The 13,281-nt window shown below is 67.8% G+C and carries 13 protein-coding genes; 10 read left to right on the top strand and 3 right to left on the bottom strand.

The features are described 5' to 3' along the window. The 4 genes from VGL30_RS11785 to VGL30_RS11770 form a co-directional block, all read left to right on the top strand. The coding region (locus VGL30_RS11785; protein ID WP_331540154.1) for an SLC13 family permease at positions 1 to 493 on the top strand (493 nt) is incomplete at its 5' end. A 245-nt stretch (positions 494 to 738) separates the two neighbouring features. Then, complete coding sequence (locus VGL30_RS11780; RefSeq protein ID WP_331540152.1) at positions 739 to 2,598, top strand: ribonucleoside-diphosphate reductase subunit alpha; 1,860 nt, start codon at positions 739 to 741, stop codon at positions 2,596 to 2,598. 141 nt (positions 2,599 to 2,739) lie between these two features. Next, complete coding sequence (locus tag VGL30_RS11775; protein WP_331540150.1) at positions 2,740 to 3,579, top strand: lipid A-modifier LpxR family protein; 840 nt, start codon at positions 2,740 to 2,742, stop codon at positions 3,577 to 3,579. Between the two features lie 190 nt (positions 3,580 to 3,769). Then, a complete protein-coding gene (locus VGL30_RS11770; RefSeq protein ID WP_331540148.1) occupies positions 3,770 to 4,810 on the top strand; it encodes a ribonucleotide-diphosphate reductase subunit beta in 1,041 nt (346 codons plus the stop codon). Positions 4,811 to 4,841: 31 nt separating this feature from the next. Here VGL30_RS11770 and VGL30_RS11765 read toward each other — a convergent pair whose 3' ends face one another. Continuing rightward, positions 4,842 to 6,101, bottom strand: coding sequence for a dicarboxylate/amino acid:cation symporter (locus VGL30_RS11765; protein ID WP_331540146.1), 1,260 nt, complete (start codon positions 6,099 to 6,101; stop codon positions 4,842 to 4,844). Between the two features lie 127 nt (positions 6,102 to 6,228). Between VGL30_RS11765 and VGL30_RS11760 the strand changes: the two genes are divergently transcribed. After that, positions 6,229 to 7,677, top strand: a complete 1,449-nt coding sequence (locus VGL30_RS11760; RefSeq protein WP_331540144.1) for an AMP nucleosidase — start codon at positions 6,229 to 6,231, stop codon at positions 7,675 to 7,677. 393 nt (positions 7,678 to 8,070) lie between these two features. On the opposite strand, the gene VGL30_RS11755 is transcribed toward VGL30_RS11760, so the two are convergent. Further along, a complete protein-coding gene (locus VGL30_RS11755; protein ID WP_331540142.1) occupies positions 8,071 to 8,535 on the bottom strand; it encodes a VOC family protein in 465 nt (154 codons plus the stop codon). A 445-nt stretch (positions 8,536 to 8,980) separates the two neighbouring features. Further along, positions 8,981 to 9,520 (bottom strand): hypothetical protein, encoded by a 540-nt coding sequence (locus tag VGL30_RS11750; protein WP_331540140.1) that lies wholly within the window; start codon positions 9,518 to 9,520, stop codon positions 8,981 to 8,983. Positions 9,521 to 9,854: 334 nt separating this feature from the next. On the opposite strand from VGL30_RS11750, the gene VGL30_RS11745 reads away from it, so the two are divergent. The 5 genes from VGL30_RS11745 (at position 9,855) to VGL30_RS11725 (ending at position 13,172) form a co-directional block, all read left to right on the top strand. Then, positions 9,855 to 10,343: a VOC family protein gene (locus VGL30_RS11745; protein WP_331540138.1), complete on the top strand. Its 489-nt coding sequence runs from the start codon at positions 9,855 to 9,857 to the stop codon at positions 10,341 to 10,343. A 208-nt stretch (positions 10,344 to 10,551) separates the two neighbouring features. Beyond that, positions 10,552 to 10,881 (top strand): hypothetical protein, encoded by a 330-nt coding sequence (locus VGL30_RS11740; protein ID WP_331540136.1) that lies wholly within the window; start codon positions 10,552 to 10,554, stop codon positions 10,879 to 10,881. A gap of 81 nt (positions 10,882 to 10,962) precedes the next feature. Next, positions 10,963 to 11,619: a glutathione S-transferase family protein gene (locus VGL30_RS11735; RefSeq protein WP_331540134.1), complete on the top strand. Its 657-nt coding sequence runs from the start codon at positions 10,963 to 10,965 to the stop codon at positions 11,617 to 11,619. 90 nt (positions 11,620 to 11,709) lie between these two features. Beyond that, positions 11,710 to 12,291 carry a hypothetical protein gene (locus VGL30_RS11730; protein WP_331540132.1) on the top strand — a complete coding sequence of 194 codons (582 nt, stop codon included), beginning with the start codon at positions 11,710 to 11,712 and terminating at the stop codon, positions 12,289 to 12,291. Between the two features lie 107 nt (positions 12,292 to 12,398). After that, positions 12,399 to 13,172: a tyrosine-protein phosphatase gene (locus VGL30_RS11725; RefSeq protein ID WP_331540130.1), complete on the top strand. Its 774-nt coding sequence runs from the start codon at positions 12,399 to 12,401 to the stop codon at positions 13,170 to 13,172. Positions 13,173 to 13,281: the final 109 nt, after the last annotated feature.

Raw genomic sequence — 13,281 nt, 5'->3', positions numbered from 1 at the left:
CATGGTGGCGGTCGGAGGTTTGCGGATGCGCGAGGCCTATGCCTCGCTCGATGGACCGGTCCTGGTGCTCATCGCAGCTCTGATCCCGGTCGGCGAAGCGATCCACGCGACCGGCGGCGCAGACCTCGTGGCCGGCTGGCTGTCGCATCTCCTGGGCGCTGCGCCGCCGCTCCTGTCGCTGGCGGCGGTCATGCTGCTGGCGATGATCAGCGCGCCCTTCATGCACAATGCACCCACCGTATTGGTGTTCGGGCCTATCGCCGCGAGCTTCGCCCAGCGGCTCCATTTCAACCCCGACGCCTTCCTGATGGCGGTGGCGGTGGGGGCCGCCAGCGACTTCCTCACGCCGATCGGGCACCAGTGCAACACCCTCGTCATGGCCCCTGGCGGCTACCGGTTTTCCGACTATCCACGTCTCGGCGCGCCGCTCAGCCTGGCCGTACTGGCGGTCGGCACGGTGCTGATCTCGCTGGTCTGGCCGCTGGCCAACTGACCCTTCACAGTGTCGTGAGCGGGGGTGCGGCAATCATCGCCAAGCCCTTGATCTGCCGAGGCCACGGGTCCCCATTAACCTTTGGTTTACGAAAAACCTGGGGGCCGACTGGTCGGCCTCATTGACGAGTCATTAGGACACGTGTCCCCATATGTGGGTTGTCTGGCGCACGGCCACACAACATATAGGGGCAGGAACGAAGCCGGGGGCTGGCAGAGTTTCTATAGGGGCATAGGTCAGGGACGATGAGTGAAGCGGCGAAAGTTGGGATTGCCGAGTCTATTGAACGGGTTGCCGAGGCCGTCGCGCGACCGCAGCTGCAGCTGGTCCGCAAGGTCGAGGTCGACCGGTCGCGCGATGGGCTGCTGACCGATTTCGGCAAGACAACGCTCGAAGACCGCTACCTGCTGGCGGGCGAAAGCTACCAGGACATGTTCGCGCGAGTCGCGACGGCCTACGCCGACGATGCCGACCATGCGCAACGGATTTACGACTACATTTCAAAGCTGTGGTTCATGCCGTCGACGCCCGTGCTGTCGAACGGGGGCGCCGACCGCGGCCTGCCGATCTCCTGCTTCCTGAACGCCGTGCCCGACAGCCTGGAAGGCATCCAGGGCGTCTGGAACGAGAACGTCCACCTGGCCTCCAACGGCGGCGGCATCGGCACCTACTGGGGCGGCGTCCGCTCGATCGGCGAGAAGGTGAAGGGCGCCGGCCAGACCAGCGGCATCATCCCCTTCATCCGGGTGATGGACTCGCTGACGCTGGCGATCAGCCAGGGAAGCCTGCGCCGCGGCTCGGCGGCGGTCTACCTCGACGTCCACCATCCGGAGATCGAGGAATTCCTGGAGATCCGCAAGCCGTCGGGCGACTTCAACCGCAAGTCCCTCAACCTGCACCACGGCATCTCGGTCACCGACGAGTTCATGGAGGCCGTGCGCGATGGCGCGATGTTCGGCCTGCGCTCGCCGAAGGACAATGCGGTGGTGCGCGAGATCGACGCCCGCAGCCTGTGGCAGAAGATCCTGGAGATCCGGCTGCAGACCGGCGAGCCCTACCTGATCTTCGCCGATACGGTGAACCGGGCCATGCCCAGCCACCAGAAGGCCCTGGGGCTGAAGGTGCGCCAGTCGAACCTCTGCTCGGAGATCATGCTGCACACCGGCAAGGACCACCTGGGCAAGGAGCGGACCGCGGTCTGTTGCCTGTCGTCGGTGAACGCCGAGAAGTTCCTGGAGTGGCGCGACCATCCGACCTTCATCGAGGACGTGATGCGCTTCCTCGACAACGTGCTGCAGGACTTCATCGACCGGGCGCCGCCGGAAATGGCCAATGCGGTCTACGCCGCGGTGCGCGAGCGCTCGGTAGGGCTGGGGCTGATGGGATTCCATTCCTTCCTGCAGGGTCAGAACGTGCCGTTCGAGAGCGCGCTGGCCAAGTCGTGGAACATGCGGCTGTTCAAGCACCTGCGCCGCCAGTGCGACGCGGCCTCGCGCACCCTGGCGGTCGAGCGCGGCCCCTGCCCCGACGCTGCGGACACCGGGGTGATGGAGCGCTTCAGCCACAAGCTGGCCATCGCGCCCACCGCCTCGATCTCGATCATCTGCGGCGGGACCAGCGCCGGTATCGAGCCGGTGCCGGCCAACATCTACACCCACAAGACGCTGTCGGGCTCCTTCGCCGTGAAGAACCCCTACCTGGAGCGGCTGCTGGAGGAGAAGGGCGCCAACACCGCGGAGGTCTGGGACGGGATCCTGGAGAACGAGGGTTCGGTGCAGCACCTGGACCTGCTCACCGCCGACGAGAAGGACGTCTACAAGACCGCCTTCGAGCTCGATCAGCGCTGGGTCGTCGAGCTGACCGCCGACCGGACGCCGGACGTCTGCCAGTCGCAGTCGGTGAACCTCTTCCTGCCCGGCGACGTGGACAAGTGGGATCTGCACATGCTGCACTGGCAGGCGTGGGAACGGGGCTGCAAGTCGCTCTATTACCTGCGCTCCAAGTCGGTGCAGCGGGCGGCCCACGCCGGCGGCGAGATGGCCGCGGTGCTGCAGATCGACGCGCCGGAGAGGACCGACTACGAGGAATGCCTCGCCTGCCAGTAGGCCTCGCGAAAACGTGACGTTCCACGTCCGCGCCTAATGACGCGGGCGGATGGAACGGTTTACGATTTTCTCCAGTTGCAATGGTGTCGACGGACAGTCGGGCTTTTTCGCCCCGACACCGGCGGCGCAGGAGGGCTGGGGATGAGGCTGTTGGCCGCCATGGCCGTCGCAGCGGGCTGTGCGGCGGCCGCGCAGGCCTCGGCCGCGACCAGGCCTGTCGGTTCCGATCCCATCCCGGTCATCACCCTGAAGATCGCCGCCTTCGCGGCCGACGCCAAGGCGGGCGACGACAGCCTGGCGCCGCTGATGAACCGCCTGAGCTATGTGTCCGGCCAGGGGCCGACCGTCTGGACCCAAGGGATGGTCCCCCTGGACGCCGGGCGCGGCCGGGCGGTGGATTCGATCCGGGTCTCGGTCGGCGGGGTGCTGCAGGCGCCGGGGGGCGCGGCGCTCAACCTGCGGCGGGCGCAGTTCGAGGCCCGCGACTACGAGGTTTCCCTGATCCGCGACTGGCCGGCGGCGCTGAAGTTCGACGCCGGGGCCGTGGCGGTGGACGTGACGCCGCATGCGGGGCTCGGCCTGACCAACATCGGCGGGCTGGCGGAGGCCGGGGCGACGGTGCGGCTGTCCGCCGCCAGCCGCGCCCAGCGGGCGGCGCGCGAACTGGCCCGGCTGGGCGTGGGCGACGGCGCGGCGTTCGGCGACCGCGGGCGCTGGTACCTGTTCATCGCGGCCAGCGGCCGGGCGGTGGGGCTGAACGTGCTGCGCGACGACAACGGCTGGAACCGGGCCGGCTGGACCACCGACGCCTCCAGCGCCCTGGTGGGCGACGCCCAGGTCGGCGTGGGCTGGCGGCGCGGATCGTGGCAGACCTCGGTGGGTTATGTCCACCGCGAGGTGAAGGGCGCGCACATGATCTGGGGCCAGCAGACCAAGGAAGACTCGCTGGCGGCCTTCACGCTGAGCTTCAAGCCGCATTGACCTCCCCGGCTGCTGGGAGGACCTGGAGGGGGCGGCGACTCATATGCGATCCCGCAGGGCGCCTTGTTCGTCCCCAGTCCGCTCACAACATATTGGGTAAGTGCGCCAACTCGCCGCTAGATGTTGGGGCGGAACGGCGCCTATCGTTAAGACGCCTGCTCACCCGATTCCGACCGAAGAGAGCCCTCACGTGACCGCCAACCTCCGCGCCCTGCCTGGCCTGCTCACGCCGTCCGCCGCCTACAAGCCGTTCCGCTACCCGTGGGCCTACGAGTTCTGGAAGAAGCAGCAGCAGGTGCACTGGGTTCCGGAAGAGGTCCCGCTGGGCGAGGACTGCAAGGACTGGGCGACCAAGCTCAACGACCGCGAGCGCAACCTGCTCTCGCAGATCTTCCGCTTCTTCACCCAGTCGGACATCGAGGTGAACGACAACTACATGGAGCGCTACGGGCGGGTGTTCAAACCGACCGAGGTGAAGATGATGCTGTCGGCGTTCTCCAACATGGAGACGATCCACATCGCCGCCTACGCCCTGCTGCTCGAGACCATCGGCATGCCGGACTCGGAGTTCCAGGCCTTCCTGGGCTACCAGGCGATGCGCGACAAGCACGACTACATGCAGACCTTCGGCGTGGACACCGACGCCGACATCGCCCGCACGCTGGCCATGTTCGGCGGCTTCACCGAGGGGCTGCAGCTGTTCGCCAGCTTCGCGATGCTGATGAACTTCCCGCGCCACAACAAGATGAAGGGCATGGGCCAGATCGTCTCCTGGAGCGTGCGCGACGAAAGCCTGCACTGCGAGGGGATCGTCAAGCTCTACCACGCCTTCAACGCCGAGACGAAGGCGGTGACCAAGTCCGTCGCCGACGACATCGTCGACTGCTGCAAGACGGTGGTGGGCCTGGAGGACAAGTTCATCGACCTGGCCTTCGAGGCCGGCGAGATCGAGGGCATGACGCCCGACGACATCAAGGCCTACATCCGCTTCATCGCCGACTGGCGGCTGCGCCAGTTGCAGTTGCCGGAGGTCTACGGGACCAGGACCAACCCGCTGCCCTGGCTGCAGTCGATGCTGTCGGGGGTGGAGCACGCCAACTTCTTCGAGGCGCGGGCGACGGAATACTCCAAGGCCGCGACCAAGGGTCAGTGGTACGGCGAGGCCGGGGTGTGGGCCTCGTTCGACAAGCTGGTGGCCAGGCGGGACGAGGGCGTGGGGGCGGAGGGGTAGGAGGCAGCCCGCCGAACCCCACCCTTCGTCATCACAGCGGCTCGCCGGCCGTCGCGGGCTCCGGCGCCTCGATCTGGTTCTCCCAGCGGGCGACGACGGCGGCGGCGACGGAGTTGCCCACCACGTTGGTGGCCGAGCGGCCCATGTCCAGCAGGTGGTCGACGGCGAGGATCAGCAGCAGGCCCGCCTCCGGCAGCTTGAAGAAGCTGAGGGTGGCGGCGATCACCACCAGCGAGGCGCGCGGCACCCCGGCCATGCCCTTGGAGGTGACCATCAGCAGCAGCAGCATGGTGATCTGCTGGGCGATGGAGAGATGCACGTCATAGACCTGGGCGATGAACAGGGTGGCGAAGGTGCAGTACATCATCGACCCGTCCAGGTTGAACGAGTAGCCCAGCGGCAGGACGAAGCTGGCCACCCGCCGCGAGATCCCCCAGCGCTGCAGCTCCTCCAGGGTCCGCGGATAGGCGGCCTCCGACGAGGCGGTGGAGAAGGCCAGCAGGGCCGGCTGGCGGATGGCGGCGATCAGCGTCAGGGCGCGGGGGCCCACCACCAGCACGCAGACCCCGATCAGCAGCGCCCAGAGCAGGCCCAGCGACAGGTAGAAGCCGCCCACGAACTTGGCGTAGGCGCCCAGGATCTCCAGCCCCTGGGTGGTGATGGTGGAGGCCAGGGCCGCGAAAATGGCCAGCGGCGCGGTCTTCATCACATAGCCGGTGACCTTCAGCATGATGGCCGCGGTCTGGTCGACCACCGCCATCACCGCCGGCGCCCGATGCTCGACGGCCGACACGGCGGTGCCCACGAAGATCGAGAACACCACGATCTGCAGGATCTCGTTGTTGGCCATCGCCTCGACGATGGAGCGCGGGAAGACGTGGGTGATGAACTCCTTGAGCGTGAACTTGGTCACGTCCACCGCCGCGCCTGCGCCGGCCGCGGCGTCGGGCAGGGCGAGGGAGAGGCCGGTCCCCGGCTTCAGCAGGTGGACCATCAGCAGGCCGATGGTCAGGGAGACAATCGAGGCGGAGATGAACCAGCCCATGGTCTTGATCCCCACCCGGCCGATGGCGGCGGCGTCCTCCATGTGGGCGATGCCGGCCACCAGGGTGGTGAACACCAGGGGGGCGATGATCATCTTGATCAGCCGCAGGAAGACGTCGGTGACGATCGACAGGTTCTCGGCCACCGCCTTGCCCTGCTCGGGCGAAAGGGTGCGGTTGCAGATCCACCCCGTGGCGATCCCGGCCAGCATGGCGGCGATGAGGAAGCCGGTGAACTTGCGATTCATGGAGGATCCCGCGACTGAGCCGCGGACTGTCGCCGGGATGGGCGCCGGCGTCCATCCTGGGTTGGCTGCGATGCGTTTCGGCGAACGGCGTCTCGAAACCTTGGGCAAGGTCGGCTAAGCTTTGATCATGGATCCTGAAACCGAGGCCGCCCGCATCGTCGAGCGGCTCGACCTGGAATACCGGCGCAGCGTCGAGGCGCTGCGCGCGGCGCTGAAGACCTTCCTGGCCGGCGGGACGCCGCCGGGCCCGGACGAGCGCGCGTCCGGCGCCTTCGCCTATCCGGAGCTGCGGCTGGCCTGGCCGCCGGGCAAGCCCTATCCGCGCATCGGCCGGGCCTATGCGCGCATGGCCCAGCCCGGTCACTACGCGGTGACGGTGACGCGGCCCGACCTGTTCAAGGACTACCTGGTCGAGCAGCTCAGCCTGCTGATCCGCGATTTCGGGGTGGAGCTGGAGGTGGGGCGCTCGGCGCAGGAGATGCCGTTCCCCTATGTGCTGGACGCCGCCGACATTCCGGCGGCGGACGTCAGCGCCGCGGAGATCGCCCGCTATTTCCCGACCACCGAGCTGGCGCACATCGGCGACGAGATCGCCGACGGCATGTGGAACGCCGGCGTGGAGCAGGCCCGGCCGCTGGCGCTGTTCGACGGCCTGAGGACCGACTTCTCGCTGGCCCGGCTCGCCCACTACTGCGGCACGCCGGCCGAGCACGTGCAGCAGTACATCCTGTTCACCAACTACCACCGCTATGTGGACGAGTTCGTCAACTGGGCCTGCGACCAGCTGAAGGCCGGCGGGCAATACACGGCCCTGTCGGCGGCCGGCCGCGTGGTGGTGACCGCGCAGACCGAGAACCCGGTGCAGGTGGTGGCCGACGCGCCGTGGCGGCGCCACCAGATGCCGGCCTACCACCTGATGGCCGAGGGCCGCGCCGGGATCACCCTGGTCAACATCGGGGTGGGGCCCTCCAACGCCAAGACCATCACCGACCACATGGCGGTGCTGCGGCCGCAGGCCTGGCTGATGATCGGCCACTGCGGCGGCCTGCGCGGCAGCCAGACCATCGGCGACTATGTGCTGGCCCATGCCTACCTGCGCGACGACCACGTGCTGGACGCGGTGCTGCCGCCGGAAATCCCGATCCCGCCCATCGCCGAGATGCAGGTGGCGCTCTCGCGGGCGGCGGAGCTGGTGACCGGCGACGCGGGCGAGATGCTCAAGCGGCGCCTGCGCACCGGCACGGTGGTCACCACCGACGACCGCAACTGGGAGCTCCGCTTCTCCTCGACCGCGCTCCGGTTCAACCAGAGCCGCGCGGTGGCGATCGACATGGAGAGCGCCACCATCGCCGCCCAGGGCTACCGCTTCCGGGTGCCCTACGGCACCCTGCTCTGCGTGTCGGACAAGCCGCTGCACGGCGAGATCAAGCTGCCCGGCCAGGCCAACACCTTCTACGAACGCTCCATCGCCCAGCACCTGCAGATCGGCGTGGCCACCATGGACCTGCTGCGCCGCGAAGGCCCGGCCCTGCACTCCCGCAAGCTCCGCAGCTTCGACGAGCCGCCCTTCCGCTGAACTACCGCTCCCCCGCCTTACCTCCCCCGCGAAGCGGCGGGAGGGGGACCGCCCGCCAGGCGCAGCGATGAGCGCGGGGTGGAGGGGGCGTGGGTTCTGCAGGGCGGTCGCTCGCCGCGCCGTCGCTTCGCCGCGCCAAATCCCGGGTCCCAAGCGCAGCGAAGTCGCGTCCTCGTCCCGACGGCGCGCTCAGGTCCGAACGGCGGCTGCGGGGCGGTGAGCGGACATTCAATTGGCTGCTCCAATGTCCGGCCTGCCGCCGGCAGCGGACCTTCTGCCGTCGTCCCGCTCTCCGTGTAAGGCCCGTCTATGACACCTGGGCCGGAGGCTGGCCCCGCCTTCAATGCGTCCGATCGATGCTAACCTAGGACGGTCGTTGAGTGCGGCGCGATCTTACAGTCTCTGATCCAACTGAACGATATTGCCGTCAGGATCCTCGATGAAGGCGGCCCGGACCTTTTGACCCGGGGGCTCGCCGTAGGCCTTCGTATCCTCTTCACTCGGCGGGCTCAGGACCTTGTGTCCCGACTTGCGCGCCCGCTCGAGGACCGCCTCGACATCGTCCACCCAGAAGCCGAAATGGTGGACGCCGAGTTGAAAGAGCTTGGCGGGGGCGCCGGGCGGCCGCCGCTCCGGCGGCCACTGATCAAGCACCACGAAGCTCTCCTGCGGGCCTTCGCGCCAGCGCACATAGGCCGCGCGGCGCGACGCGCCCACCTGCCACATGCCGGCGCCCTGCGCGAAGGTCTCGACCTCCTTCACGACAACCGGCATGCCGACGACGTCCCGGTAGAAGTCGACGGATCGGTCGAGGTCGCTGACGCCGATCGCAATGTGGGAGACTCCGTGCACGGCCATGTCGCCCCTCGCCCTCCCTTTGACGCCTGCGCCTGACGCATGGGCCCGCATTTTGACGCGACGGCATGCGATGCCGCTGCGGGCGAACATGTCTTGCCAGCGAATCCGCAGGGCCGCCTGACTCTACAGGTCTACGTATTTTCCGGACGTGCCCGTCAATATTGTATTCGCTGCCAGATTCTCTATTCTGTTCAGGTCGGACCCACTGACGCAGGATGAAGACCTTCCGGCCATGCAGCCCGCCGGCAATTTCCCGCCGTAATTCGGTTCAGGCGCATCCGGCTATCAGACGACGTCAGCTAAGAGGCGGCAACCCTCACTGTGAACCTCCGCTGTCACTCGAACCCCGCCCCTCCCGCCAAGCATCCGCAGGGATGCTTCCGGGCCATAAATCTCACGGCGGGCATCCTGGCCGCGATGAGATTTAAGGCTCAGGCCGTTCCCCTCATGCGGGAGGGTTGGCCGCCCCCTGCGCGCGGCCAGGCCGCCTCGCCGCCTTCCAGTCCGCCCGGTGTTCGGCCACCCGCTGCAGGCTCTTCGACCAGAAGGCCGCCCCCTTCGCCAGGATGCGGAAGCCGACCATCGTCGTGTGGCGGAACTCCAGCACCTCCACCCCGTCCGGCCCCGGCGTGTAGGTGTAGGCCGCGTTCGCCGGCACGAAGAAGCCGTCGCCGGCTTCGAGGTGTTCGGTCCCCAGCGACAGCGAACCTGCGACGATGAAATAGAGGCAGTCGGCGCCGTGGCTGTGGAGCGGCAGCGGATAGCCCGCCTTGAACCAGGCGTGGACGAGGGCGAAGCCGGGTCCATTGAACATGACGCGGGTCTCTTCGCCGTCGGCCCAACCCGCGGCGAGCATCTTGTCCATGCTGTCGCGCTGTTCGGGCGTGGTGGTGGCCCCGCCGTAGAATTGCGCCTCTGTCAGGGGCGGGATGTCCGCCTTGCGGAAGATCGTGAACTTCGTCGCGTTCGCGCCTGCATCGTCCATCAACGTCCTCCCAGGCTTGTCGCCGTTCGCCTTCAGCATGCACCCTGGCGCCCGCGGGGGCCAGACCGGCGGATCGAGTCGCCTTCCTCGCGCGGGCGGACGCAGCGCGCGCCCCACCCCGGAACGTCATCGCCGGGCTCGTCCCGGCGACCCATGATCACCGGCTCCCAGACTTAGGGGGTGTACCAATACGCCGAAGGGCCGGACCCCTGGCGCGCGCGTGATGACCGTCTCCAATGGGTGGAAAGGGACGTTCAGGGCTTGGGTCCCCCCAACGCGTGAACCGGCGAAGCCGAAACGCGTTTCGACACGGACCGAGCATGAGAGGAAGACGATGGCCGGCAAGATGATCAACTGTCTTTGGTTCGACCATGGCGAGGCGCGCAAAGCGGCGGAATTCTATGCCGGCCTGTTCCCTGACAGCCATGTCGACGCGTCGATGGCGGCGCCTAGCGGGTTCCCCGGCGGCGAGGAAGGCGTGGAACTGACGGTGGAGTTCACCGTGCTCGGCAGGCCTTTCATGGGGCTAAACGGGGGTCCCGGATTTAAGCCGAACGAGGCCGTTTCGTTCGTGGTCGAGACGCAGGACCAGGCCGAGACCGACCGGTACTGGGACGCCATTGTCGGCAACGGCGGCGCGGAGAGTGAGTGCGGCTGGTGCCAGGACCGCTGGGGCTTCTCTTGGCAGATCACACCGCGTCAGTTGACTGAGGGGCTCGCAGATCCGGACAAGGCGGTCGCCAAGCGGGTGTTCGAGGCGATGATGACGATGGGGAGGATCGACGTGGCGAAGATCGAGGCCGCACGGCGGGGCGGCGGCTGATTGAGTACCCATAATGCCGGGAGGGCAAGCGAGGTCCCTCACCAATCCCGGCAACCGGACTTTGGGAAATTCCGAGACGGGTGGCTAGCGGCGGTGGAGAGCGGACCTCTGGTGTAAGTCGAGGCTGCTGTCGGATGCGGTGCGGTTCGTTCGTCCTACGGCTGGCGCGGCGGAGGCCCTCCACCGGCGGGCGATCAAGGAGAATACGATGGCGAAGTTCATGGCGGTCTATACCGGCGCCCCGGGCGCACGCACGCAGCCCGACCAAGCCACAATCGCCAAGGGCATGCAGGCGTGGAGCGAGTGGATGGCGCGTCACGCCAGCCAGATCGTCGATACGGGCGGCCCTCTGGGCAAAACCAAGAGGGTCTCGACCGCCGGGATCGCCGACACCCAGAACAACATCGCGGCCTATGTCATCGTTGAGGCGGAAGACCTTGAGACGGCGGCCCGAATGTTCGAGGGCCATCCGCACTTCGCCATCTTCCCCGGAGACGGGGTCGAGGTGACGCCTTGTCTGCCGATCCCGACTGCCTGACGCCGCGGTCGACCGCAGCACGGACTGAGCGGGCGTTCTGTTACCGAAATTGGCAGGTCACTATCAACCCGGACCCTCCCTGTGAGCCCCACCATCACCGCCTTTGAACGGTCGCCCGATCGCGGCAAAGGGCTGGCGCGTGACATGCGCGTTCGCTGGGCGCTGGAAGAAGTCGGCCAGCCTTACGACGTTCGTCTGCTTTCGTTCAGTGAAATGAAGGAAGCCGCGCATCGAGCGCTTCATCCATTCGGGCAGATTCCGACCTATGAAGAGGGCGATCTCGCGCTGTTCGAGTCGGGGGCGATCGTGTTCCATATCGCGGAGCGCCGCGCGGGCCTGCTGCCGGACGATGCGAATGCCCGGGCGCGCGCGATCTCATGGATGTTTGCTGCCCTCAGCACGGTGGAGCCGCCGATCGTCGATCGCGAAATCGCCAGGCTGGTGGAGCGCGACACGACCTGGTCCGAGCAGCGCCTTCCCCTTGTCGAGGATCGCATCCGTGCCCGACTGGGCGAACTTTCCAGTCGCCTTGGCGATGCCGACTGGCTCGAGCGTGAGTTTAGCGCCGGTGACCTGCTGATGGTGTCGGTGCTGCTCAGGCTGGGCGGATCGGGCCTTCTGGATGAATGTCCGAACCTCTCCGCCTATGTCGCCCGCGGCGAAGGGCGGCCCGCCTACAGGCGGGCTTTCGACGCTCAATTGGCGGTTTTCACGGGCAAGCCACCGGCCGGCCAGTAGAGGTCCGCGATGGGTCGATGACGTGTGGAACCAGGGGGAGGACGCCGAAAATCCTTGACTCCAGCCTGACCATATGTTCTTCTTTTGTTCATGTCCGACCGCGACGCCACGGCCGAGGAGCAGGATCGTGTTCTGCGCGAGCTGGCCGAGCTTGGGCTGGCCTTTGCGCGCGACCTTGCGGCGCAGGTCGCCACCGTGAAGTCCGTCGCCGAGGCCGACGCCCTGGCGCTGGCCTTCCACCGGGTGACGCGCAGCGTGCGCCTGGCGATCGCGCTGCAGGCCAAGCTCGCCCGCGAGCGCCACGAGGTGGCCCGGCTGGACCGCACGGCGGCCGCGCGGCGCACCGAGGCGCGCAAGGAGCAGATCCGCGCTGTCCTTTCGCGCGAGATCTTCACCGACGAGGCCGAGCAGGAGGCCGCCGAGTCGCTCGCCGAGCGCCTGGACGAGCGGCTGGACGAGGACGCCCTGTTCGAGGCCTTCCTCGACGGCCCGGTCGAGGCCGCCATCGCCCGCATCCGCGAGGACCTGGAGCTGCCCGCCGAGGGCGAGATCCTCCCCCAGCGCGAAGCGCGATCAGGGGGAGGGGGACCGCGAAGCGGTGGAGGGGGTTTCAGCCGCAGCGTCGTGGGCTTCAACCCCCTCAGTCAGCCTGCGGCTGACAGCTCCCCCTAGGGGGAGCATCTATGGCCCCGGTCCGCCCGCCACCTCTGTGCACTCCCGTCTCTTCGGGAACAAAGTGTCACTCGATTTCCGGCGCGTGGCTTGTTAGGGCATCGGCCATGAACCGGCATTTCGATCTCGAGGGCGTGGAGAATTTCCGCGATTTCGGCGGCTATGACACCGCCTGCGGGCGGGGGGTGAAGCGCGGCCTGCTGTTCCGCAGCGCCAACTACGCGCGGGCGACCGACGCGGACTTGGCCGCCCTGCAGGCGCTGGGGGTCTCGGTAGTGGTGGACCTGCGGCGCGCCGACGAGCGCACGCGGGACCCCTCACGGCGGTGGACCGGCTTCGCCGCCCAGGTGATCGACAACGACCTCGGGGGCGAGGACGCCGACTGGGCGCGGAACTTCGCCGAGTGGGGCCGCAGTCCCCAGCAGGTGCACGAGGCCCTCAGCGACTTCTACCGCAAGGCGCCGACGGACCCGCGACATGTGGACCTGTTCGCCCGCTACCTGCGGGCGCTGGCCGAGGCGCCGGGCCCGGTGCTGGTGCACTGCACGGCGGGCAAGGACCGCACCGGTCTGGCCTGCGCGCTGACGCACCATATCGCCGGCGTCGGCCGCGACGACCTGCTGGCCGACTACCTGCTGACCAACGACGAGGCGCGCATCGCCCGGCGCGTCGAGGTGATGTCCGGCTGGATCGGCGCGAAGAGCGGGCGGAAGGTGGACCAGGGGGCCCTGCGGCTGATCCTGTCGGTGGACGCCCGCTACCTGGACACGGCCATCGAGGCGATGCGCGCCGCGCACGGCAGCCTGGACGGCTATCTCGAGCAAGCGTTGGGCGTGGATGCTGATCTGCGTGAGAAGATCCGCACGCGGATCCTGAACTGAGCACGCCCGCCACAGCCTCCAGAACCATGGCGGGCGCTTCAGGGGACAGGACTCTCCGAAAAGAGCCTGACTTACAATTGCGCCGAAGGCTTCTTCCAGCCTAATCACC

Origin of the sequence: Phenylobacterium sp. (genome assembly GCF_036502675.1) — a bacterium.
GTDB lineage: Bacteria > Pseudomonadota > Alphaproteobacteria > Caulobacterales > Caulobacteraceae > Phenylobacterium.
Note: the sequence above shows the minus strand (reverse complement) of the source record. Positions and strands in the feature narration are given on the sequence as shown.

Excerpts from the sequence above, each read along its gene's own strand:
- VGL30_RS11780 (WP_331540152.1), top strand. The coding sequence starts at position 739 with ATGAGTGAAGCGGCGAAAGTTGGGATTGCCGAGTCTATTGAACGGGTT.
- VGL30_RS11775 (WP_331540150.1), top strand. The coding sequence starts at position 2,740 with ATGAGGCTGTTGGCCGCCATGGCCGTCGCAGCGGGCTGTGCGGCGGCC.
- VGL30_RS11765 (WP_331540146.1), bottom strand. The coding sequence starts at position 6,101 with ATGAATCGCAAGTTCACCGGCTTCCTCATCGCCGCCATGCTGGCCGGG.
- VGL30_RS11760 (WP_331540144.1), top strand. The coding sequence starts at position 6,229 with ATGGATCCTGAAACCGAGGCCGCCCGCATCGTCGAGCGGCTCGACCTG.
- VGL30_RS11755 (WP_331540142.1), bottom strand. The coding sequence starts at position 8,535 with ATGGCCGTGCACGGAGTCTCCCACATTGCGATCGGCGTCAGCGACCTC.
- VGL30_RS11750 (WP_331540140.1), bottom strand. The coding sequence starts at position 9,520 with ATGGACGATGCAGGCGCGAACGCGACGAAGTTCACGATCTTCCGCAAG.
- VGL30_RS11745 (WP_331540138.1), top strand. The coding sequence starts at position 9,855 with ATGGCCGGCAAGATGATCAACTGTCTTTGGTTCGACCATGGCGAGGCG.
- VGL30_RS11740 (WP_331540136.1), top strand. The coding sequence starts at position 10,552 with ATGGCGAAGTTCATGGCGGTCTATACCGGCGCCCCGGGCGCACGCACG.
- VGL30_RS11730 (WP_331540132.1), top strand. The coding sequence starts at position 11,710 with ATGTCCGACCGCGACGCCACGGCCGAGGAGCAGGATCGTGTTCTGCGC.
- VGL30_RS11725 (WP_331540130.1), top strand. The coding sequence starts at position 12,399 with ATGAACCGGCATTTCGATCTCGAGGGCGTGGAGAATTTCCGCGATTTC.